We start from the raw sequence: 22642 nt of genomic DNA on the forward strand, positions 1-22642 counted from the left end.
GGCATACTTTTGACTTTACATATAATAAAGTCAGAAGGTAAAAAAGTAAAATGGCAGAAACGGATAAAAAAAGGGAGCTAATTATAGAGGGTGCAATAAAGCGTTTTATACATTTTGGCATCAATAAAACTACAATGAATGAAATAGCAGAGGATCTATCTGTCTCTAAGCCTTCATTATATTATTACTTCCCAGACAAAACAAGTTTAATTCTTGGTGTAGTAGAGCGGATTTTCAGGGATTATTTCGATGTTTTATATGCCGATTTAAAGCAATCAACTAATATTGAAACCACACTATTGAACATCGTAGAAATCAAACACCGCTTTTTTCTGCGCTATTATATGCTGCATTTATCTAATGGAAATCCTGATTCTTCCTTGAATTCAGTAGAATTAAAATCATATTTAGAAAAAATGCTGGAGAAAAATGTTCAGTTTCACGAAAAAATATTTGAGATGGCTATAGAGAATAAAGAGATCGCTCCACAAGAAGATATCTCTAAACTGGCCGAACTCTACTTATCCTGCCAATCGGGTTTGACTTCTTTATGTGTCATGCATGGGAATAAAGAACTTTTTCCAGGAAAAAAAGAACTAAAAATAATGAAAGAAAAACAAATAAGTCTCTCTAAAATATTCATCAAAGGATTAAAAAACTAAAATCAGCCCCATTACACGAAAACCACGATCATGACTAAAAGAGTAAAATCAATTCCCATCTTAATGCTCTGCCTGCTGTTCGCCAACCTGGTGAATGCGCAAGAACAGCTTACGCTGAAAGATGCACTTAATTTTGCCATCGAAAACAATACAAATGTGCGTAAAGCAAAACTGGATATCGATGGTGGTAAATACAAAACACAGGAAGTAAGGGCACAGGCACTGCCACAAATCTCAGCTAATGCCGGATTAACTTACAACCCGATCATCGGACAGCTTGTTTTTGGTGATCAGGCATTTACCTTAGGAAGAAAGTGGAATTCCAATGCTGGCATACAATTAAGTCAGCAGTTATTCAATCAACAGGTTTTCACCGGCCTGCAAGCTTCAAAGACCAGTGAAAAGTATTACGACCTGAATGCAAATCTAACTGAAGAACAAATTATTGAATTAGTAGCCAATAATTATTACCAGGTTTTAGTGAGCAGACAACAATTGAATGTAATAGACACTAACATCAAGAATGTTAAAGTTGTAGAGAAAATCATTGCCAATCAATATCAAAACGGCTTAGCCAAGAAAATTGATGTGGACCGGATCAAAGTTAATTTAACTAACCTGGAGACACAACGTGAGCAAACCATTAATGCAGTTGTACAATTGGAAAATCAATTGAAATACTCAATGGGTATGCCTGTTTCGGCTACGATTACTTTACCACCTGATGAATTCAGTAAAGTAGAGACGCTGCCGGTAATGGCCGACAGTGTTAACCTTGAAAACAGAACAGAAATCAGGTTACTGAATGTTCAGAAAGATTTATTGGGTCTTCAGCGTAAAGCTTATGTTGCTGAATATTATCCGCAACTTTCCTTGACAGCTAACCTCTCAAAAACCGGTCAGAGTGATAAATTCGACTTATTCAGCAGACATGGAAGCGCTTTTTACTATGATGCTTCAGCAATAGGGCTAGCTTTAAAAATACCAATATTCAGTGGTTTTGCTACACGTTCGAAAATACGCCAGGCAGATGTGAATATCAGAAAAAACGACGAGGACATCAGAGATACTAAAAACACATTGAACCTTGCTTATGAAAATGCTAAGATTCAACTGAAAAACAATATCAATACGATTAAAGCACAACGTCAGAACGTATTACTGGCCCAGGAAATTTATAATAGTACACAAAATAACTATAACAACGGACTTGCTGCTTTAACAGATCTTCTGGATACTGAAAATGCGTTAACGTCTGCGCAAAACAGCTATACCCAGGCATTACTGAACTACAAAATTGCCGAAATACAACTAATCAAATCAAACGGAAATATAAAATCACTATTAAAATGAAAAGAGGAATTATAACAGTCATTCTAATTATAGTTGTTATCGGAGCTATTGCTTTGGTACTTAAAAACAATAAGAAGAAAAATGACGCGCAAACGGCTTTGGTAGCTCAGGGAAGTGGTGCTATCAGTGTACGCGTGGCTCCAGTGAAAAAAGTAGCCGTTGATTTGGATTTTAGTGCAAATGGTAATTTTATACCTAAAAAGGAATTGAACTTTCTGTCAGAAAATGCAGGCCGTATTACCAAAATATATGTAGAAGAAGGTGACCGCGTACATAAAGGACAGGTTTTAGCGCATATTGATGCTGAGATTATCAATACAGATAAAGAAACTGCACAAGCTGCATTAGATAATGCAATCAGAGATGAAGCCAGGTATGTAAGCTCTTTCAAAACTGGTGGTGTAACGCAACAACAACTTGATCAGGCAAAACTAGCTACAAGAAATGCAAAACTAAGACTGCAAAGTTCTGCCAGAAGAGTAAGTGATGCGAATATCAAATCTCCGATTGATGGTATAGTAAATAAAAAATACATTGAGACTGGTGCTTTCGTTACCGCACAAGGTACACAGTTATTTGAACTGGTTGACGTTTCAAAGCTAAAGCTGAAAGTGAATGTAAACGAAGGACAGGTTGCTAACCTGAAAGTAGGTGAAGCTGTGCAGATTAAATCAAACGTATTCCCTTCTGATAATTTCTCTGGTAAAATTACTTTCATTGCTGCTAAAGCGGATGAAACACTAAACTTTCCGATTGAAATTGAGGTAGACAACAACCACAAAAACACGATCAAAGCAGGGATGTATGGAACTGCCATTTTCAAGTTTCCAGCTCAGGCAGCAACGATTACTATTCCCCGCGGTTCATTTGTGGGTAGTGTAAGCAGTAACGAGGTTTTCGTGCTTGGCGAAGGAAATACAGCAAAACAACGTAAAGTAGTTGCAGGCAGAATTATCGGTGATCAGGTAGAAGTTCTTGATGGGCTGAAAGAAGGTGAAACAGTAATCATCAGCGGACAGATCAACTTGGTTGACGGCAGTCCGGTTGCAATTATTAAATAATATCAGATCAGCATATAAATCTATATATAGATGAAATTAACAGAAATATCAATAAAAAGACCTTCACTTGTCATCGTTGTATTCAGCGTTCTGACATTACTGGGTTTATTGAGCTACTTCTCTTTAAGTTACGAGTTGCTGCCCAAGTTCTCTCAGAATGTGGTGTCTATTTCCACGGTATACCCAGGTGCATCGCCGAGTGAGGTAGAAAATACCGTAACCAAGAAAATTGAGGATGCGGTATCTTCCATGGAGAATATCAAGAAACTGAATGCGGTTTCTTATGAAAGTTTATCTGTGGTGACGATCACCCTGAATGATAAAGCCAACGTAGATTTATCATTAAATGAGGCACAACGTAAAGTAAATTCAATTCTGAAAGATTTACCAACCGACGTAAAACCACCTTCATTAAATAAGTTCTCGCTGGATGACTTACCAGTAATTACAATGTCAGCATCTGCAAAAATGGATGATGCCTCGTTCTATGACCTGATTGACAAACGTATTGCCCCGATTATATCCAGGGTAAACGGTGTTGCACAGGTTAACCTGGTAGGCGGACAAGAACGTGAAATTGAAGTGGGTCTGGATGCAGACAAAATTCAGGGATACGGCTTATCTGTTTTACAAGTTCAGCAGTCAATTTTAACATCTAATCTGGACTTCCCTACTGGTAGTGTAAAAACACATGACCAGGACATCTTAATCCGTTTATCCGGTAAATACAAAAACGTAGATGAACTGCGTAAATTAGTTGTAGGTACAGGAAAAGATGGCGCACAGATCCGTTTGCAGGATATCGCAGACGTAAGGGATGCACAAAAAGAAGTAGAGAAATTAGCGCGTATAGACCGTAAAGGTGCGATTGCAATACAAATCATCAAACAATCTGATGCGAATGCCGTAGAGGTAAGTAAAAGCGTGCATAAGGTAATTGCAACTTTGCAGAAAGACTATGCTAAAAATGATCTGAAAATAATCATTGCAAATGACAGTTCTATTTTCACTCTGGAATCTGCTGATGCGGTAATTCATGATTTATTGCTTGCAATTGTTCTGGTGGCTTTTGTTATGCTTTTCTTCTTACACAGTATTAGAAATGCATTAATTGTTATGGTTTCTATCCCAGCCTCACTGATTGCAACTTTTATCGGGATCAGCGTATTGGGCTATACTTTAAACCTGATGTCTCTACTGGGCTTATCTCTGGTAGTAGGTATTTTAGTGGATGATGCGATTGTGGTATTGGAGAACATTTACCGTCACATGGAGATGGGTAAGAACAAAGTGCGTGCTGCCTACGATGCAACCAGCGAAATTGGCTTTACCGTAGTATCCATTACCCTGGTAATTGTTGTAGTATTCTTCCCGATTGCTGTAAGTACAGGTCTGGTTTCCAATATTCTGCGTCAATTCTGCGTAGTAGTAATTATTGCGACTTTACTATCCTTACTAACCTCCTTTTCTATCGTCCCTCTTTTATCATCCCGTTTTGGTAAACTAGAGAAAATAGAGGGCAAAAACATATTTGGCCGTTTCATTTTATGGTTCGAAGCCCAATTACGTAAATTCACAATCTGGATTACAAGTATTTTAACCTGGTCATTAGCCAATAAAGGAAAAACAATTCTGATTGTACTGGTAATGTTTTTCGGTTCATGCGGACTAATTCCGGCAGGATATATCGGAACAGAGTTTTTCCCTAAAAGTGATAAAGGAGAATTCCTTGTACAAATAGAGCTTCCTAAAGATGCTTCCATCGAACAAACGAATTTGATGACACAAAAAGCAGAAGCCTTTTTAGTTAAAAAACCAGAAATCCTGCAATTGATTACGACTGTAGGGCAATCAAGCGGTGACTTTGGGGGAACACAAGCTACAGCTTATAAATCTGAGATCAATGTAAAATTGGTTGAACGCGATAAACGCGAAGACGTATCAAGTATTTATGCGACAAAAGTAAGTCGCGAACTAGCCAAAGTATTGGTTGGTGCTAAAGTAAAAACTGTTCCGATCAGTATTTTAGGTATTGCAGAAAATGCACCTATTGAACTGGTGGTTATGGGTTCAGATTTAGACAGCGCAATGAAATATGCCGAAGGTGCTAAAGCTGTTCTGGCAAAAATCAAAGGATCAGCAGAGCTTAAGCTATCCGTTGAGAATGGTAGCCCTGAGATTAATGTACAGGTAGACCGTGATAAAATGGCTGCTCTGGGCCTTACACTGCAAACAGTAGGTGCAACCATGCAGACTGCTTTTAGTGGAAATACAGACGGTAAATTCCGTAGAGGAGAATACGAGTATGATATTAATATCCGTTACCAGACATTTAACCGTAAAAACATTGACGATGTAAGAAATCTGATCTTTGTAAATACGGTAGGGAAACAAATTAAGTTATCACAATTTGCAGCAATTACCAATGGTTCAGGGCCAAGTCAGCTGGAAAGAAGAGATAAGAGTACTTCCGTTTCAGTAAGGGCACAATCCATCGGACGTCCAACAGGTACAATTGTGGCTGAATTCCAGCAACAATTGTTAGATCTGGAAAAATCAGGCAAACTTAGAAAACCTGTAGGTGTAAGTTATGTATGGGCAGGGGATGCTGAAAACCAGGGAGATGGTTTCGGAACTTTAGGAATAGCCTTATTGGCCTCAATCATCCTGGTTTACCTGATTATGGTAGCCCTTTACGACAGTTTTGTTTATCCTTTTGTAGTCATGTTCTCGATACCTTTATCAGTTATCGGAGCCTTACTTGCATTGGCATTAACAAATAATGCCTTAAATATATTTACAATTCTAGGTTTAATCATGCTGATCGGTCTGGTAGCTAAGAATGCGATTATCCTGGTCGATTTTACCAACCAGATGAAAGCTGAAGGTAAAACTACACACGAAGCACTTGTTTTAGCCAATCATGCACGTTTACGTCCAATTCTGATGACAACCATTGCGATGGTAATCGGTATGTTGCCGATTGCGCTTGCAGGTGGTGCAGGTGCAGAATGGAAAAACGGTCTGGCCTGGGTAATTATCGGTGGACTTTTAAGTTCATTATTCCTGACCCTGATTGTAGTACCGGTAATGTACCAGATCTTCGACGGAATTCTTGAACGTTTCGGTTTCAATAAAAAAGGAGTCACTATTGATGAATTAATGGTAGAACCTTATGATCATAAAGAAGTTCACGAGTACGATTTAGATCATCAGCATTAAGCTCATTCGTTATAAATTTCAAAAAGGAACCCATTGTGGTTCCTTTTTTGCATTATAGAAATTCATACGCAGTAACTATGAAATATACACTTGTATTTATCTTTCTTTTAACCTGTTCATTTGTGGTTAAAGCACAGTATCCTCCAGTATTTGAAGGCATGACTACAGACAGTACCAAACTCCTGTTAGGAGATATGGAACTGAATCTTATCAAGTACAGTTACAATACACCCAGTATCAACTTCCTGGCTATCCACGACAATGAAGATACCGGAGTAAAAGCTGCTTTTGATTATATCGCTATGAATGGCGGAAGCATCGTAGACTGTCAATATGGAGGCGCAAGAAACTTTAAATTTATCCAGGATGAGGTCACCTATCAGACAGATCCCAACAGCATTTATACAGATGAAGGCATTCCAATCGGACTGGAGAAATATGGGGTATCCAGTGAAGCTGTAATTGCCGAACTGAAAAACACTGGTAAAACCATTCTGAAAACTTACAGCCCAAAAAAAACGCCTTATATATTTACCCTGCATAATAACGCAGACGGCGGATTTGGTATTCAGAGTTACCTGCCCGAAAATGAATTAGGAAGTACCGCAGACTCCGTTCACGTCAACTATGAAATGGATGAAGATGATATGATATTAGTCACCGAATTGAAACTCTTTAACCTGTTAAAAAAAGCGGATGTAAATGTAGTGCTGCAATCAGAAGAAGCAGTAGATGACGGCTCACTATCCATTTATGCCATGCAAAATAAAATCCCTTATATCAATGTAGAAGTACAACATGGCCATCAGGAAGAAAATCTCAGACTCATACAGCTTGGCGTAACAGCTTTGGCTGAAGCTTATCCGAAACTGGGCATAAAAAAACCCGCAGTCTCAGCTGCGGGTTTTTAATAAATTATAGAACAAATCCTAAATATGAATAGCTCTGTTTGCAGTTGCAGCCATAGCTGCTTCTTTAATAGCTTCAGTATACGTAGGGTGTGCATGGCAAATTCTTGCGATGTCTTCAGCAGAAGCACGGAATTCCATAGCCACAACAGCTTCAGCAATCATATCAGCAGCACGTGGGCCGATCATATGAACACCTAATATTTCGTCAGTAGCTTCATCCGCTAATACTTTTACAAAACCATCTGTATCCATACTTGCTTTAGCACGTCCACTCGCTTTGAACGGGAAAGATCCTGCTTTATATTTTACACCTTTTTCTTTCAATTGCTCTTCAGTATAACCAACCGATGCAACCTCTGGCCAGGTATAAACAACACCTGGAATCAGGTTATAGTTAATATGTGGTTTTTGACCTGCGATAGTTTCCGCTACAAAAACACCTTCATCTTCCGCTTTATGCGCAAGCATTGCACCTGTAATTACATCACCAATTGCATATACACCTTGTACAGCAGTTTCTAAATGCGCATTTACAGGGATTTTATTACCACGCTCTTCAGTTTTGATTCCGATATTCTCTAAACCTAAACCTTCAGTATAAGCCGTACGGCCAACAGCTACAATACAGTAATCAGCTTCTAAACTCACTTCTTCGCCTTTAGCGTTCAATGCAGAAACTGTTACTTTTTTACCTTTTGCAGTTGCACCAGTTACTTTGTGGCCCATAAAGAATTCCATACCCAGTGATTTTTTCAATACACGTTGTAATTCTTTACCTAAACCAGCATCCATCGTAGCAATGATAGAAGGCAGGTATTCCACTACAGAAACTTTAGTTCCCAAACGTGCGTAAACAGAACCTAATTCCAGTCCGATTACACCACCACCAATCACGATCATCGTTTTTGGAACTTCTTTAATATTTAATGCTTCTGTAGAAGTGATAATTCTTTTTTTATCTATTGGTAAAAATGGTAAAGCAGTAGGCTTAGAACCCGATGCAATCACTACATTCTTAGCTGTAATCGTTTCTGATGATCCGTCAGTTTTTGTAATCTTGATTGTATTTTTATCTACAAAAGATCCTAAACCTTCAAAACTGTCAATTTTATTCTTTTTGAACAAGTAAGTGATACCTGCTGTATTTTGAGCAACCACATCATCTTTACGTGCAATCATCTGTGGCATATTCACAGTCAGATCCTTCAGGTTAATCCCGTGAGTAGTGAAAGTATGTGCAGCATTATGATAATGCTCTGAAGAGTCTAACAATGCTTTAGATGGGATACAACCTACATTTAAGCAAGTCCCACCAAAAGTTTTATATTTTTCTATAACAGCTGTTTTTAACCCTAATTGTGCACATCTTATTGCGCTAACATAACCACCAGGACCAGAACCAATAATAACGACGTCGTATTGCATAATGATAAAATTTTGTTGTACAAAGTTAATAATCCCCAATGGAAATAAGGCATCAGCAAGGGGGTTTCTTGTTAATCTTTCAATTAATCAACACTACTTCAGTCACAGACAATGTCTGCTCACGGGTAGCATGATTTAAAAACTTTCCTTTGACCATGGTAATCCGGTAATTCGCGAAAGTTTTAAGGCGTTTAACCTTTATGCCCTGCTTGATATACTGATCTACCAATTCCGTGTTCGCATACAGCAGATAAGGCTTAGGAGGCAATAAAGATTCTTCCCCCGGTCTTAAGAAATAAATAGGCGCATTAACATAAAAATCCAGTGAATAAGCAAAGCCAAGATTGCTTTGCACCACCGGTAAACCTTTTGTATTGTGTGCATTGATCCAGAATGCAGCCTCACTATCCCCCTGGTATTTCACTAACCGTGGATAATAAGCCAGATTAAAATACAGATTAACAAAAAAGGCAATCGTACAAACCTGGAAAAACACCTTGTAATAACTGTCAATTGGCCGAAGAGATACCACAATAAATAAAGCCACAGCTCCAGCCAGTAACAGTGCAGAAAATACAGTGATATTATCAGGCTGGAAAAAATAATGCAATATCACAATCAGGAACATCATAATGCCCCCAACAATCAGCTGCATAATCCGGATTGCTCTTACAGAACGTTCTAACTTGATATTACATAGATATTGCGCACAAATAATCGTAAAAAACGGAAATACGATAGTAATATAAAAAGGGAGTTGAAATTTTGATAAAGAAAAGACCAGTAAAGTCAGGAATGAACCCGAAATACAGAACCATTCAGTCAACAAAGGTTTCTTAAAGTTCTGGCGGAAAAATTGAAATATTGCAGTATAAAGCAATAAACTCCAGGGCAAGAATGCCCATAAAATAGTATGTAAAAAGAATGTCGGATCCCCATTTGACTTTTTGATCGGGCCACTGTTAAAGAAGCGGCCAAACTGACTATCCCAAAAGAAAAACTTGATTCCTGACACCCCCTGACGTCCAAATACCACCTTCTCAGGATGAACATCAAACTGATGATACAAAGTATAAAGTTCCGGAAGCATAAAAACAAGAACCAATGCTGCTGCCATTAACCATCTGAAATTGAAGACCATTGCCCAATTCTTTTTGATCAGCAATTCTCCGGCTATAGCCCCTCCTATTGGGATCAGGGCAAAAATCCCTTTTGTCATTACCGCGCAAGCAGCAAATACCGACGCAATCACTAAATGCCAGAACCACTTTTTGCCCAAAGCCTTATAAAAGTGATAAACACTTGCGATAATCAGTCCGGTCAGAAAAGGCTCTGCACGAACATCCATCGTACAAATCAGGATATGCTGTGCTGTTAATAAAAGCAGGACAGCCCATAAACCAACCTGCTTTGAATAAAGCTCTTTAGCAAATTTATAAGTATACACAGCGGCCAGCAGGATGAAAAGTATCCCCGGCAGTTTATAAGCCCAGGTATTGATACCAAACGTCTTGAAAAAAACCGCAGTTACCCAAAAAGGAAAATGAGGCTTATCCAGCCAATCCTTTCCTTCTACCATTAAATCAATGAAGTTATTGTGTTGTGCTATGTTTTTGGCGATGGAAGCATATAAAGCACCGTCAGGCCCGATTACTGTCACAAATAATCCGGTAAAATTTAACAGTACAGCAAACCCGATAAAAAGGTAAAGCCATTTTGTAGTTTGATCTTCCAATACTTTCTGCATAGGTGTTGATTAGATTGATTTTCCTTTGTCAGAAGATTTAAAAACAAAGAAATAGTTTGCACTGAAATTCCAGAAGAAAACAATAAAAATGGCTATCGCCTTACTGACATAAAAGTTAACTGAAAGCAGGTTATCTAATAAAAAGATAATTGCCGAATTTAAGAGCAGACCAATTAATGAAACAATAAAAAAGGCAGTAAATTGTAATCCTGGCTTTGACTTATTGGCTTTAAATGTCCAGTTGCGATGGATGATATAATTGCTGATCACTGCCGCGGTAAAACCTATCCCATTTGCAATAAACTTATTAAAACCCAGCTCATCTTTAAAAAACCAGGTGAGTGCGAAATCTATGATCAATCCCGATACCCCTGTGATTCCAAACTTTATGAAAGCCAGGATTTTTGGCGTCAATAAAGAAGAAAAATAGGAACTACTGAATTTATTTTGCGGCATAATCGATCATTAGGTGAACCAAAGGTACAATCATTTTAGAATTGAGGATCAAAATGAGTAACATTTTAGATTATATAGCGCTCTATTTTATAAAAAGGGTGCTATATCCCTTATATTTAGGCCATCTAAACTTTTCATATGAACCCTTCCTTTAAAATGTTCTGGTTAGCCCTCTGCTTTCTGGTAACAAGCTATTCCGCTATTGCACAAGTAACAGATTCTGCCTATGTCCGTGACAATTACACTAAAATAGAAAGACAAATCCCTATGCGGGACGGCGTTAAACTGTTTACTGCGATTTATATTCCAAAGAATAAAAGTCAGAAGTATCCTTTTATGCTGAACCGTACACCCTATACCAGCAGCCCTTATGGCGAAAACCAATACAAAACAACCTTAGGCCCGGATCCTCTATTTCTGAGAGAAGGATTCATCTTTGTCTACCAGGATGTGCGCGGCAGATGGATGAGTGAAGGTGAATTTGTAGACGTACGCCCTCAGATTGCCAATAAGAAGAGCAAAAAAGACATAGACGAAAGCTCTGACACTTATGACACCATAGACTGGCTGATTAAAAACATCCCGAATAACAATGGAAAAGCAGGTATTTATGGGATCTCTTACCCAGGATTTTATTCTACAGCTTCTTTACCAGGCGCTCACCCAGGCCTGAAAGCAGTATCACCTCAGGCTCCGGTTACAGACTGGTTTCATGGAGATGATTTTCACCATAATGGTGCACTTATGCTGGCTGATGCTTTTAATTTTTATTCCGTATTTGGTGTTCCAAGACCAAAACCAATTACTCCGGACAAAGGCCCTAAAAGCTTTAAGTTCCCTATTAAAGACAATTACCGCTTTTTCTTAAGTGTTGGTGCGCTGAAAAACGTAAAGCTGAAATACTTTGGTGATACCATTAAATTCTGGAATGACCTGATGGCTCACGGCACTTATGATTCCTTCTGGAAAGCTATGGATATCCGTCAGCACCTTACTGATGTAAAACCAGCCGTGCTGGTAGTTGGTGGTTTCTTCGATGCCGAAGATGCCTATGGGGCTTTACACACTTATCAGGCAATCGAGAAACAAAACCCTAAAGCTAAAAACAGCCTCGTTATGGGCCCATGGTTTCACGGAGGCTGGTCAAGATCAACAGGAACCAGCTTCGGGGATATACAGTTCGGTCAGCAAACCAGTACCTGGTATCAGCAGAACTTAGAATTCCCTTTCTTTATGCAATACCTGAAAGATAAAAAGGATGCAGACATAGCCGAAGCGACTATATTCCTGACTGGTAGTAACCAGTGGAAGAAATTCAGCAGCTGGCCGCCTCAAAACACAGAAGAACAAACACTATACTTTCAGGCCAATGGAAAACTAAGTTTCACCGCACCAGAAACGGGAACCAGTTACGATGAATATGAAAGTGATCCTAACAACCCGGTTCCCTATCAGCAAGGCATACAAGAGAAAAGAACCAGAGAATATATGATAGACGATCAGCGTTTTGCGGCCCGTAGACCTGACGTAAAAGTTTACCAAACAGATGTCCTTACCGAAGACATCACGCTAACAGGCCCCTTAATGGCCAAACTTTCCGTATCAACAACAGGAACAGATGCCGATTATGTGGTTAAACTAATCGATGCTTATCCGGAAGACGAACCTGATCCGGCAATCAATCCAAAAGGGATTATCATGGGCGGTTATGAAATGCTGGTTCGCGGTGAAGTAATGCGCGGTAAATTCCGCAACAGTTTTGAGCAGCCCGAAGCTTTCGTTCCAGGTCAGATCACCAAAGTAAACTATGCCCTTCCGGATGTAGGCCATACCTTTAAAAAAGGTCATAGAATCATGATCCAGGTACAAAACTCCTGGTTTCCTCTAGTAGACAGAAATCCGCAGAAATTCCTGGATATTTATCATGCCGATGATAAAGACTTCCAGAAAGCAACCCACCGTATTTATCATGACAAAGCAAATGCTTCTGCGCTAACGGTGACCGTATTAAAACCTTAATCCATTATGAAAAGATTATTTATCAGTACTCTCATCGTATTCACAGCCCTTTTTCAGGCCAATGCGCAACTTTTAAAAGAGAAGCATACCTTCTCGCGCGCAGATACATTAAGAGGTATGCTGACCCCGCTGCGTACCTGCTATGATATCAACTATTACCACCTTGACGTCAAAGTGGATATCGGCAGTAAATCAATCAGTGGAAGCAATGAATTCAATTTTACAGCGACAACAGACTTCAAACAACTTCAGTTTGACCTGTTCAGTAACCTGACGATTGAAAAAGTAGTTTATAAAAACCAGGAACTCCCTTTCAAAAGGGAGTTTAATGCTGTATTTGTAACTTTTCCAGCCACGATTAAAAAGGGAGCAAAAGATAAATTTGAAGTTTTTTACTCAGGTAGTCCGGTCATTGCCAAAAGACCTCCATGGGACGGAGGTTTCATTTTCAGTAAAGACGAAGCCGGCGATCCCTGGGTATCTGTAGCCTGTCAGGGCTTCGGTGCAAGTTCATGGTGGCCAACCAAAGAGCATCAAAGTGACGAAGTGGATAGTGTGTTAATCAGTATCAGCGTTCCTAAAGATTTACAGGAAGTATCAAACGGGCGCTTGCGCAGTATTGTGGACAAACCTGATGGCTACAAACAATACAACTGGTTTGTGGCCAATCCGATCAACAATTATAACATTACATTTTACATCGGAAAATATGCCCATTGGACAGACCTTTACAAAGGAGAAGATGGAGATCTTACCTTAGATTACTGGTCGCTGAAAGCTGATAGCGCAAAGGCAAGACCACACTGGGATGCAGATGTAAAACCAATGCTTAAAGCATTCGAACACTGGTTTGGCCCCTATCCTTTCTACAAAGATGGTTACAAACTCGTTCAGGCCCCCCATCTTGGTATGGAACATCAAAGTGCTGTTGCCTATGGTAATCAATTTAAAATGGGCTATCTCGGCAATGACCTATCCGGTTCCGGCTGGGGCTTAAAGTTTGATTTTATTACTGTGCATGAAAGTGGCCACGAGTGGTTCGGGAATAACATTACCTCGAAAGACATCGCTGATATGTGGATTCACGAAAGTTTCACCAATTACTCAGAAGCATTGCTGGTTGAATCCCTGTACGGAAAAAAGGCTTCCACTGCTTATGTAGTGGGTATAAGACACAAAATTCAAAATGACGTTCCAATCATCGGTGCCTACAACGTAAACCATGAAGGCTCCGGAGATATGTATTATAAAGGAGCAAATATGGTACATACCATACGTCAGCTTATCCAGGATGATGAGAGGTTCCGTCAGATTTTACGTGGCCTGAATAAAACATTCTACCATCAAACTGTCACTACAGCGCAGATCGAAAACTATATCAGCAAAGAAAGCGGTCTGAAACTATCCAGAGTATTTGACCAGTATTTGAGAACTACTAAAGTCCCGGCGCTTACTTACAGCATCAAAGATGGTAAATTAACCTACCACTGGACGGATGTTGTTGAAGGATTTGACATGCCCGTTAAAGTATCTCTTGCACCCGGCAAGTTTAGCTTTATTCATCCGACTACAACTCCAAAAACAATTGCTGTTCAAAGCGGCATAGATGAAACCAGTTTTAAAGCCGACCCTAATTTTTATATTTTGTTGAAAAAAGGATAAATAAAATGCAGACGTTTATGCAACTAATCAAAAACTTTAACGTCCTATAAAAAAACCTAACAGAAATGAAGAAATTAAATAGTTTACTCTTACTTGCCCTGCTTACGCTCGGTTCTCACGTTCATGCCACCGCTCCTATCCGGATTGCTAAATCTTTCAATGAAGAAGAAAGACCGGTTGGAAGCTTCAAAGGAGTTGCTACAGGCGGCCCTCTGGCTGTAAAAATCATGATGGGCAATAAAGAATCAATACGTCTGGAGGGTGATCAGGAAGCCATTGCCAACCTGACTACCGAAGTAATTTCGGGCGTTTTAACTATCAAACCAAAAACCAAATGGAATGACTGGTCAAGAAAATTCAACAGTGCGCACGTAACCGTTTATATCACAGCGAAAAAGATTACTTCTTTAACACTGAGCGGATCAGGTAATATAGTTGTTGAAAACGCTATTAACTCACCTGAACTGGTAGCAACCCTTAGCGGCTCAGGAGGCATCACTGCCAGTGCAAATGTAAAATCATTTACAGGTACAATCAGCGGTTCAGGTTCAATTAAACTAAGTGGTAAAGCAGACGACTCAAATCTTACCTTAAGTGGGTCAGGAGGCTTCAGAGGCAGAGAGTTTGTCGTGAACGACCTTTCTGCTCAAATCAGCGGTTCAGCCAATATCAGTATTACAGCCAACAAAAACATTGAAGCAGTGATCAGCGGCTCAGGCAGTATCCGTTATTCAGGAAATGCAGCAGTCAAAAAAACAGTGATCGGATCCGGAAGTATCAGAAAAGAATAACAATTATTAACTCCCTATAAACAAGAAAGGCCCCGTATTTAATCAAATACAGGGCCTTTCTGTTATTTGTAATAATTTATAAAGGTAAATTGAAAATATGCACCGACTGATCCTTAAACTTCTGATAAGAAGGCTGATCAGATTTCGCTTTATCCGAGACAACAACGATCTGCGTATCGTTAATAAAGGAAACACCCTCTACATTCGCATACAAAACATTATTTCCTGAACCCACTACCCCACTACTATTGCCTTTAGGAAACTCATAAGTTTTACCCCCGGTAATTGCCCAATCCGTACTATTCAACGTACCAACCCATAATTTAGAATCCTGCTGCGAGGTAATCGCTACTCTATTCCCATAAACAGTCAGATCTGAATAATCCGTAAAACTGGCCGAAGCAGGAAGCGTGATTTCCGTAACTTTCTGCCATTGATTGTTATTTTTCTTTAAAACGGCAATTTTTCCCGTTCCTTCCACCAAACCAAGCAGATAATCTACCCCACCACGGGCAACCCAGGCAATTCCTTCAAATCCCTTATTGCTGTTTGCTTCCGTAAAATAGTAATCTGCCCACAGACTGCTCTGATAAACCATACTTGAATTATACTCGCGGATACGTGGCTGATACTGGCTGCCATTCGCTACAGCTTCTTCCACTACAAAAAAAGCAGGTGTACTCTTAGCTGCATAAGTGATCCCTTCAAATCCTGAATCACCTGGCCCCGAACCCAGCAAGCTATTCTCATTGCTGTTCTCCGGTAAAGTCTGCTTGATCTTAGCAATCTCAAAACGATTATCAGAAGCCACATAAAAATAACCATTCAGATAATAAACACCACTGGCTTCAAACTTATCGTCCTTATTATAGCCTTTAATCAGCTTATAGATTTTCGCCTCCGCTATCGGAGCTCCCAGTATTGTAACTCCGGTAGCCGAGGCAGTAACAGACTGAGAAGCAGTTTGTCCTGAAGAGAGACTCTCCGGCACAACACTGTCATTTGCCTTTTTACAGGCAAAAAAAGACACCGCTACAAGAGCGGTGCAAATTGATAATTTAATGTTTTTCATAGGTATATGATTTACCTGCAATATCCACTATAACTATCAATAAAATAACCTGTTTTTGTTATTTTTTCGTTAAAAAATAAAACATGCCCTCAAACGCTTCTACAGTCATACCAGCCACCCTGCAAAAGGAAATCCCTCCGGGACGCCTAAAAAAAAAGGATACTAATGTGAGGCCATTCAATTTTAATGTCGGCCGAACATAGTATCCTTTTTTTTAGGCGAAGCCAGAAAGCCGCTTTAAGGTTTAAAACTGGTACCCTAAAGCCCACATATTCTGTACATAATTAATCTTCTGACTTGCTTTATCCAAATCATCCCTGCCTGTAGTATGGACAGTTTTCAAATTAGTTGCCCCAACTTTCGTCGTATTTTGAATATATAACCCCCTGGTCACATAAAACTTCAAACCAATCTTAGCAGAAAAACCATAACCAGCAACATTCCAGTGATTATTTCTTCCCTGCTCGAACAAACGTACATCCGACCTTGGTACCATCATACCACCACCAAGACCAGTTTCCAAAGTTAAAGAAGTCTGTCTTGAAGGCGCAACCCAAATATCATCATAACGCTCAAACTCAATATTCGCATAATTGAACCCATCAGTATGCTCATAAGTAAGCATCTTACTCGTTACATCAATCATCTGTCCATTATATGTTCCTGCAAGCGCACCAGTAGGCACACCAGGCTCAGAAATATTTTCTCCGATCACACCAGTAATCGCTACCCTTTGCGGAATATCCATCACATACTTCATGTGATCCCAACCAATCGAAACACTATAATTATCAGAAATGAAATACCCCACCCGAAGATTATACTGAGGCTCAGAAATCTTTGCCGGATTTAAATAATTCCACTTTAACGGAGACTGCCTGTCATGAGCAACTACATCCTTCAATGTAAAATCATAATTAGGCCCCACAAAATTAATATCACTCTTTCCATACCACGAATGATTATATCCCCAATGCACAAAGAAATCCCCTTTTCTTGAGAAATTCCTCTTGATCTCATTAGAAAATATACTCTTTCCAATCTTTACCGGATTATCCGTTGTATTTGTAGTTTCTTGTGCCTTCGTCCTTTTACCAAAAACCAGGAACAACAATAATAAGTAGCTTTTTTTCACAATGTAAAAGTACAGAAATCCTGTCAAAAACGAATTACAGCAAAACAAATGACATGAACAAGACGCAATAAAAACAGAAAAATCCTGCTATAACGAAACAGCAGGATTTTTCCGGAAATATATTAATCAGTAATTATACCCCTAACAACAAACGTGCAGGATCTTCTAATAACTGTTTTACTCTCACTAAGAATCCAACCGACTCTCTGCCATCAATGATTCTGTGATCATAAGATAAAGCAAGGTACATCATCGGGCGAACGACAACTTCACCTTTCTCCGCAATCGGGCGCTCAATAATATTGTGCATTCCTAAAATCGCAGACTGAGGCGCATTGATGATTGGCGTAGACATCATAGAACCAAATACACCACCATTAGTGATTGTAAACGTTCCACCAGTCATTTCTTCCAAAGTCAATTTGCTGTCACGTGCTTTAGTAGCCAGCTCAATCACAGATTTTTCAATCTGTGCAAGCGTCATACTCTCCGCATTTCTGATAATTGGAACAACCAATCCTTTAGGTGCAGAAACAGCAATAGAAATATCTACGAAGTCATTGTAAACAACAGACTCCCCATCAATACGTGCATTTACAGCAGGGAAATCTTTCATAGCCTCACAAACAGCTTTCGTGAAGAAACTCATGAAACCTAAACCAACACCATATTTCTCTTTGAACTGATCTTTATATTTTCCGCGAAGATCCATGATCGGTTTCATGTTTACTTCGTTAAAAGTAGTTAACATGGCCGTTTCATTCTTCACCGCCACTAAACGTTTCGCAACAGTTTTGCGCAATGGAGACATTTTCTCTTTGCGTTCATTTCTTGAACCCGCAACCGGTGCAGCTACAACTGGTGCAGCTTTTTCAGGAGCCTTAGCCGCTGGTGCAGCTGCTTTCTCCGCCTTAAGCGCATCATCTTTAGTAATTCTGCCATCAACACCAGAGCCTTTAACAGCTGCTGCGTCAACACCTTTTTCTGCAAGAATTTTACCCGCCGCTGGTGAAGGTGTACCAGTTGCATAACTCTCGCCATTTCTTTCTGCTACCGGAGCAGCAGGCTGAGCATCATTAACAACCGCTTTTTCTTCAGCAGCTGGTGCTTCCGCTTTTGCCGGGGCAGCTCCACTAGTTTCGATAGAACAAACTACAGCACCTATAGCCAGCGTATCCCCTTCGGCCGCCACTATTTTCAAAGTTCCGGCTTGCTCAGCAGTTAATTCAAAAGTTGCTTTATCAGACTCTAACTCGGCGATTACTTCATCCATTTCTACGGCATCACCATCATTCTTCACCCAACGGGATAAAACAACTTCGGTAATTGATTCGCCTACTGGCGGAACTTTTATTTCTAGACTCATAATTGATGTATTATATTTTCCTAATCTACGTTATATGCTTTACTCACTGATTTCTTAGCAATCTTGTGATCCACCTCAGTTACAGGTGCTGCAAAAGATTTTGCAAGAATATAAGCTTGCTCATCTGCATGCTGCTTCGCAAATCCAGTTGCAGTACTGCTGCTTTCTTTTCTTGAAATCACTTCAATATCACTGAATACTGTCTTTCTTGTTTTACGTAACAAATAAGGCCATGCACCCATGTTTTCAGGCTCTTCCTGAACCCAGATAGCTTCTTTCGCATTTTTATAACCTTTATAAACTGCTTCCATTTGTTTCAATGGCGTAGGATATAACTGCTCAACACGAACAATCGCAACATTTTTGATCTCCTCTTTTTGTTGTTTTTCTAACAATTCGTAGTAAATTTTACCACTACAGAATAACACTCTGTCTACCTCGTTAGCCTTCACATTTGCATCATTGATTACCTCCTGGAATTTATCATCAGTAAACTCTTCCAGTTTAGAAACACAAAGTGGATGACGCAATAAGCTTTTAGGAGTGAAAACGATCAGTGGTTTTCTGAAATCACGTTTAAACTGACGACGGATTGCATGGAAAAAGTTAGCCGGAGTAGTACAGTTTGTTACCTGCATATTGTAATCTGCACAAAGCTCCATAAAACGCTCAATCCTTGCAGAAGAGTGTTCAGGGCCTTGTCCTTCATAACCATGAGGCAATAACATCACTAACCCGTTTTCACGCTGCCATTTTGTTTCTGCACTTGCAATATACTGATCCACAACAATCTGTGCGCCATTGAAGAAATCTCCAAACTGTGCTTCCCAAATGGTTAAAGCATTAGGGTTTGCCATTGCATAACCATACTCAAACCCCAAAACACCATATTCTGATAAATGCGAATTGTAGATATCAAATGGAGCCTGCTGATCAGAAAGGTTACTTAAAGGGATATATTCCTCTTCAGAATCTTCCAGCGTTAATACAGCATGACGGTGCGAGAATGTACCACGCTCCACATCCTGTCCGCTTAAACGAACTCTCTTACCTTCAGTAAGCAAAGTTGCGTAAGCCAGCTGCTCACCCATTGCCCAGTCAAAAACATGACTTGAAGTAGCCATTTTATTACGCTCAGCGAATAGTTTTTCAATTTTCTTGAAGAACTTCTTATCCGCAGGCAGAGTACTGATCCTTTTTGCAATCTCTAATAAAGTAGTCTTTTTAACAGACGTATCCGGAGAAGTAACGAAATCTTCCGCACTGGCAATTCTCATGTCTGACCATGCACCAGCAAACTTCACACCTTTATAAGTAGAAGTAACTTCTTTAGCCTCATTTAATCTCTCCTGTAAAATACCACGGAATTCAACTTCCATTTCTTTTGCCAGGCTAGCTTCCATTTTACCTTCACCAATCAATTGTTTGATATAGATATCTCTTGGATTAGCATGCTGCTCGATGCTTTTGTATAATAAAGGCTGAGTGAACTTAGGCTCATCCGCTTCATTATGACCGAACCTGCGGTAACACAGGATATCGATGAAAACATCATTTTTATATTTCTGACGGTATTCCATAGCCAGGTTGATTGCATAAACCAAAGCTTCCACATCATCCCCATTCACATGGAAAACAGGTGAAAGCGTCACCTTAGCAATATCTGTACAGTAAGTACTGGTACGTCCGTCTTTATAATTTGTAGTAAAACCAATCTGATTGTTAATGACCAGGTGGATTGTACCACCAGTTTTATAACCATCCAGACCAGCCATTTGAATCACTTCGTAAACGATACCCTGCCCGGCAACTGAAGCGTCACCATGAATAAGGATAGGTGCAATACGTGAATCATCACCACCGTATTTGAAATCAATTTTAGAGCGTGTCATTCCTTCAACCACACCATTTACTGTTTCCAGGTGAGATGGGTTAGGACATAAACTCAAATGCACGCTCTTTCCGTCATTCGTAGTCACATCCGTAGAATAACCAAGGTGGTACTTCACATCACCTCCAAAAGGAGATTCCGCGCTGTAACCTTTACCTTCAAATTCAGCAAAGATATCTTTGTAAGTTTTTTGCATGATATTGGCAAGAACGTTCAAACGCCCTCTGTGTGCCATACCAATTACAAATTCTTCAATTCCCATTGCAGAACCCTTTTCAATCACTGAATCCAGTGCAGGAATTAAAGCCTCTGCTCCTTCTAAAGAGAATCTCTTCTGACCAAGAAACTTAGTTCCTAAAAAGTTTTCAAAGCTTACGGCTTCATTTAACTTTTTAAGGATCCTTCTTTTTTCTTCAATTGAAAAATTTGGTGTGTTCTGCACACTTTCCATTTTATTTTCAATCCAGCTTAATACTTCAGGTGTACGAACGAATTTATATTCCGCACCAATAGACCTGCAATAAGTTCTTTTCAGGAAGGTTACAATATCGCTTAGTTTGGCAGCACCAATCCCAAGTTCTACACCCGAATTAAAAACAGTGTCCAGGTCAGTCTGACTTAAACCGAAGTTTTCAATATCAAGCGTTGGTAAATGATGACGTCTTTCTCTTACCGGGTTTGTTTGGGTAAACAAATGACCCCGCTGGCGATAGCCATTGATCAGATTTAAGACATTCACTTCTTTTAAAAAATGTTCGGGAGTTGCTTCACCGGCTACGCCTGCATCCGCTCCTCTTCCAAAATCAAACCCTTCAAAAAACTTCTGCCAGCCGAATTCAACCGCATTAGGATCTTCTTTATAAGCTTGATAAATAGAATCGATGTATTCGGCATTTGCGCCGTTGAGATAAGATAAATTATCCATTGTTTAAGAATTGGTATAAGTATGGCAAAATTAGGATTTTACCTTTAAAAACAGCTATAAATCATCAAGAAATTCTACGATTTCACAAACCTTTTTAAGTGGTGTCAGCCTATCGTCAAGAAGTATGTCAAATTCAGAGATTAAACTGCCCGCAACCAGCAGAGGCACATCCATATGGTCCAACACCTTAGTCAATATTTTATTGATGTCTTTTCCAAGATTCAGAGAGGTAAGTACAATAAAAGCGTAATCTGGTTTATAATGAGCAATTACTTTTTTAATATCAGTGTAAGGAATTTCCTGTCCAAGATACAGCGTATCCATGCCACATCGTTTTAGTAAATACCGGGCAAACAGTAAACCTGTCTCGTGCATTTCGGCTTCCGGAAGAAATAACAGGAATCTTTTGGGATCTTTTCTGTCCGGCTTAGAAAGCTTATCAATCTCTACAATCATCCTGTCCCTGATCAGATTGGAGGCAAAATGTTCATGCGATGGATCTATTGCACCAGTTTGCCATAACATCCCAACCTTTTTCATAAATGGGAAAAGCACAAGATCCATCGTATCGATTAGCCCTAATTCCTCAATACAACCAGAAAGAATCTCAGAAAATGCAGTTTCATCATATTTTAATGCAGCATCAGAAAGGCGGAGCACCTGCACAGTATCATTATTATAATCAGCTTGTAGTTGCAGCACAAGGTCATTGATCTGCGCCTTGTCCATTTTTGCAATCCGGCTTATTTTGTAACCTTTTTCATTCAAAGTCACAATATTAAGCAGATGTTTAAGATCATCCTCCTCGTAATATCTGATATTCGTAGGAGTTCTTTTTGGAGGTACCAGGTTATATCTGGCCTCCCAGGCCCTGATCGTATGTGCTTTTATGCCTATCAGGCTTTCTATATCACTGATTGAGAATCTTTTCACGTACTGTGATA

Annotated in this window: 16 protein-coding genes; 8 read left to right on the forward strand and 8 right to left on the reverse strand. The window is 39.5% G+C overall.

Annotated features, from left to right (window positions below):
- Positions 1–50: 50 nt before the first annotated feature.
- The 5 genes from HDE70_RS17715 to HDE70_RS17735 all read left to right on the forward strand — a co-directional run bounded on the left by HDE70_RS17715 (position 51) and on the right by HDE70_RS17735 (position 7209).
- On the forward strand, positions 51–662 hold the full coding sequence (locus tag HDE70_RS17715; RefSeq protein ID WP_183870036.1) for a TetR/AcrR family transcriptional regulator: 612 nt from the start codon (positions 51–53) through the stop codon (positions 660–662).
- 30 nt (positions 663–692) lie between these two features.
- Positions 693–2015 carry a TolC family protein gene (locus HDE70_RS17720; RefSeq protein WP_183870035.1) on the forward strand — a complete coding sequence of 441 codons (1323 nt, stop codon included), beginning with the start codon at positions 693–695 and terminating at the stop codon, positions 2013–2015.
- Positions 2012–3076, forward strand: a complete 1065-nt coding sequence (locus tag HDE70_RS17725; protein WP_183891427.1) for an efflux RND transporter periplasmic adaptor subunit — start codon at positions 2012–2014, stop codon at positions 3074–3076. Before HDE70_RS17720 ends, HDE70_RS17725 begins: the two co-directional genes overlap by 4 nt.
- A 30-nt stretch (positions 3077–3106) precedes the next feature.
- Positions 3107–6298, forward strand: coding sequence for an efflux RND transporter permease subunit (locus HDE70_RS17730; protein ID WP_183891428.1), 3192 nt, complete (start codon positions 3107–3109; stop codon positions 6296–6298).
- 77 nt (positions 6299–6375) lie between these two features.
- On the forward strand, positions 6376–7209 hold the full coding sequence (locus HDE70_RS17735; RefSeq protein WP_183870032.1) for a hypothetical protein: 834 nt from the start codon (positions 6376–6378) through the stop codon (positions 7207–7209).
- 18 nt (positions 7210–7227) lie between these two features.
- On the opposite strand, the gene lpdA is transcribed toward HDE70_RS17735, so the two are convergent.
- The 3 genes from lpdA to HDE70_RS17750 all read right to left on the reverse strand — a co-directional run bounded on the left by lpdA (position 7228) and on the right by HDE70_RS17750 (position 10837).
- Positions 7228–8634 carry a dihydrolipoyl dehydrogenase gene (lpdA, locus tag HDE70_RS17740; protein WP_183870031.1) on the reverse strand — a complete coding sequence of 469 codons (1407 nt, stop codon included), beginning with the start codon at positions 8632–8634 and terminating at the stop codon, positions 7228–7230.
- A 79-nt stretch (positions 8635–8713) separates the two neighbouring features.
- Positions 8714–10381 carry an ArnT family glycosyltransferase gene (locus tag HDE70_RS17745; protein WP_183891429.1) on the reverse strand — a complete coding sequence of 556 codons (1668 nt, stop codon included), beginning with the start codon at positions 10379–10381 and terminating at the stop codon, positions 8714–8716.
- A 9-nt stretch (positions 10382–10390) separates the two neighbouring features.
- The gene (locus tag HDE70_RS17750) at positions 10391–10837 is read right to left on the reverse strand and encodes a GtrA family protein (protein WP_183891430.1); all 447 of its coding nucleotides are present in this window, start codon (positions 10835–10837) and stop codon (positions 10391–10393) included.
- A gap of 138 nt (positions 10838–10975) precedes the next feature.
- Between HDE70_RS17750 and HDE70_RS17755 the strand changes: the two genes are divergently transcribed.
- The 3 genes from HDE70_RS17755 (at position 10976) to HDE70_RS17765 (ending at position 15309) form a co-directional block, all read left to right on the forward strand.
- On the forward strand, positions 10976–12856 hold the full coding sequence (locus HDE70_RS17755; RefSeq protein WP_411268051.1) for a CocE/NonD family hydrolase: 1881 nt from the start codon (positions 10976–10978) through the stop codon (positions 12854–12856).
- A gap of 6 nt (positions 12857–12862) precedes the next feature.
- Positions 12863–14518, forward strand: a complete 1656-nt coding sequence (locus tag HDE70_RS17760) for a M1 family metallopeptidase (protein WP_183891431.1) — start codon at positions 12863–12865, stop codon at positions 14516–14518.
- Between the two features lie 65 nt (positions 14519–14583).
- Positions 14584–15309 (forward strand): head GIN domain-containing protein, encoded by a 726-nt coding sequence (locus HDE70_RS17765; RefSeq protein WP_183891432.1) that lies wholly within the window; start codon positions 14584–14586, stop codon positions 15307–15309.
- A 76-nt stretch (positions 15310–15385) separates the two neighbouring features.
- Here HDE70_RS17765 and HDE70_RS17770 read toward each other — a convergent pair whose 3' ends face one another.
- From HDE70_RS17770 to HDE70_RS17790, 5 genes are all read right to left on the reverse strand, one after another.
- Positions 15386–16381: a hypothetical protein gene (locus HDE70_RS17770; RefSeq protein WP_183891433.1), complete on the reverse strand. Its 996-nt coding sequence runs from the start codon at positions 16379–16381 to the stop codon at positions 15386–15388.
- A gap of 244 nt (positions 16382–16625) precedes the next feature.
- Positions 16626–17516 (reverse strand): hypothetical protein, encoded by an 891-nt coding sequence (locus HDE70_RS17775; RefSeq protein ID WP_183870024.1) that lies wholly within the window; start codon positions 17514–17516, stop codon positions 16626–16628.
- 133 nt (positions 17517–17649) lie between these two features.
- On the reverse strand, positions 17650–18882 hold the full coding sequence (odhB, locus tag HDE70_RS17780) for a 2-oxoglutarate dehydrogenase complex dihydrolipoyllysine-residue succinyltransferase (RefSeq protein ID WP_183891434.1): 1233 nt from the start codon (positions 18880–18882) through the stop codon (positions 17650–17652).
- A gap of 20 nt (positions 18883–18902) precedes the next feature.
- Positions 18903–21698, reverse strand: a complete 2796-nt coding sequence (locus tag HDE70_RS17785; protein WP_183891435.1) for a 2-oxoglutarate dehydrogenase E1 component — start codon at positions 21696–21698, stop codon at positions 18903–18905.
- A 54-nt stretch (positions 21699–21752) separates the two neighbouring features.
- Positions 21753–22631, reverse strand: coding sequence for a MerR family transcriptional regulator (locus HDE70_RS17790; RefSeq protein ID WP_183891436.1), 879 nt, complete (start codon positions 22629–22631; stop codon positions 21753–21755).
- Positions 22632–22642: the final 11 nt, after the last annotated feature.

Source organism: Pedobacter cryoconitis (assembly GCF_014200595.1).
Classification (GTDB): Bacteria; Bacteroidota; Bacteroidia; order Sphingobacteriales; family Sphingobacteriaceae; genus Pedobacter; species Pedobacter cryoconitis_C.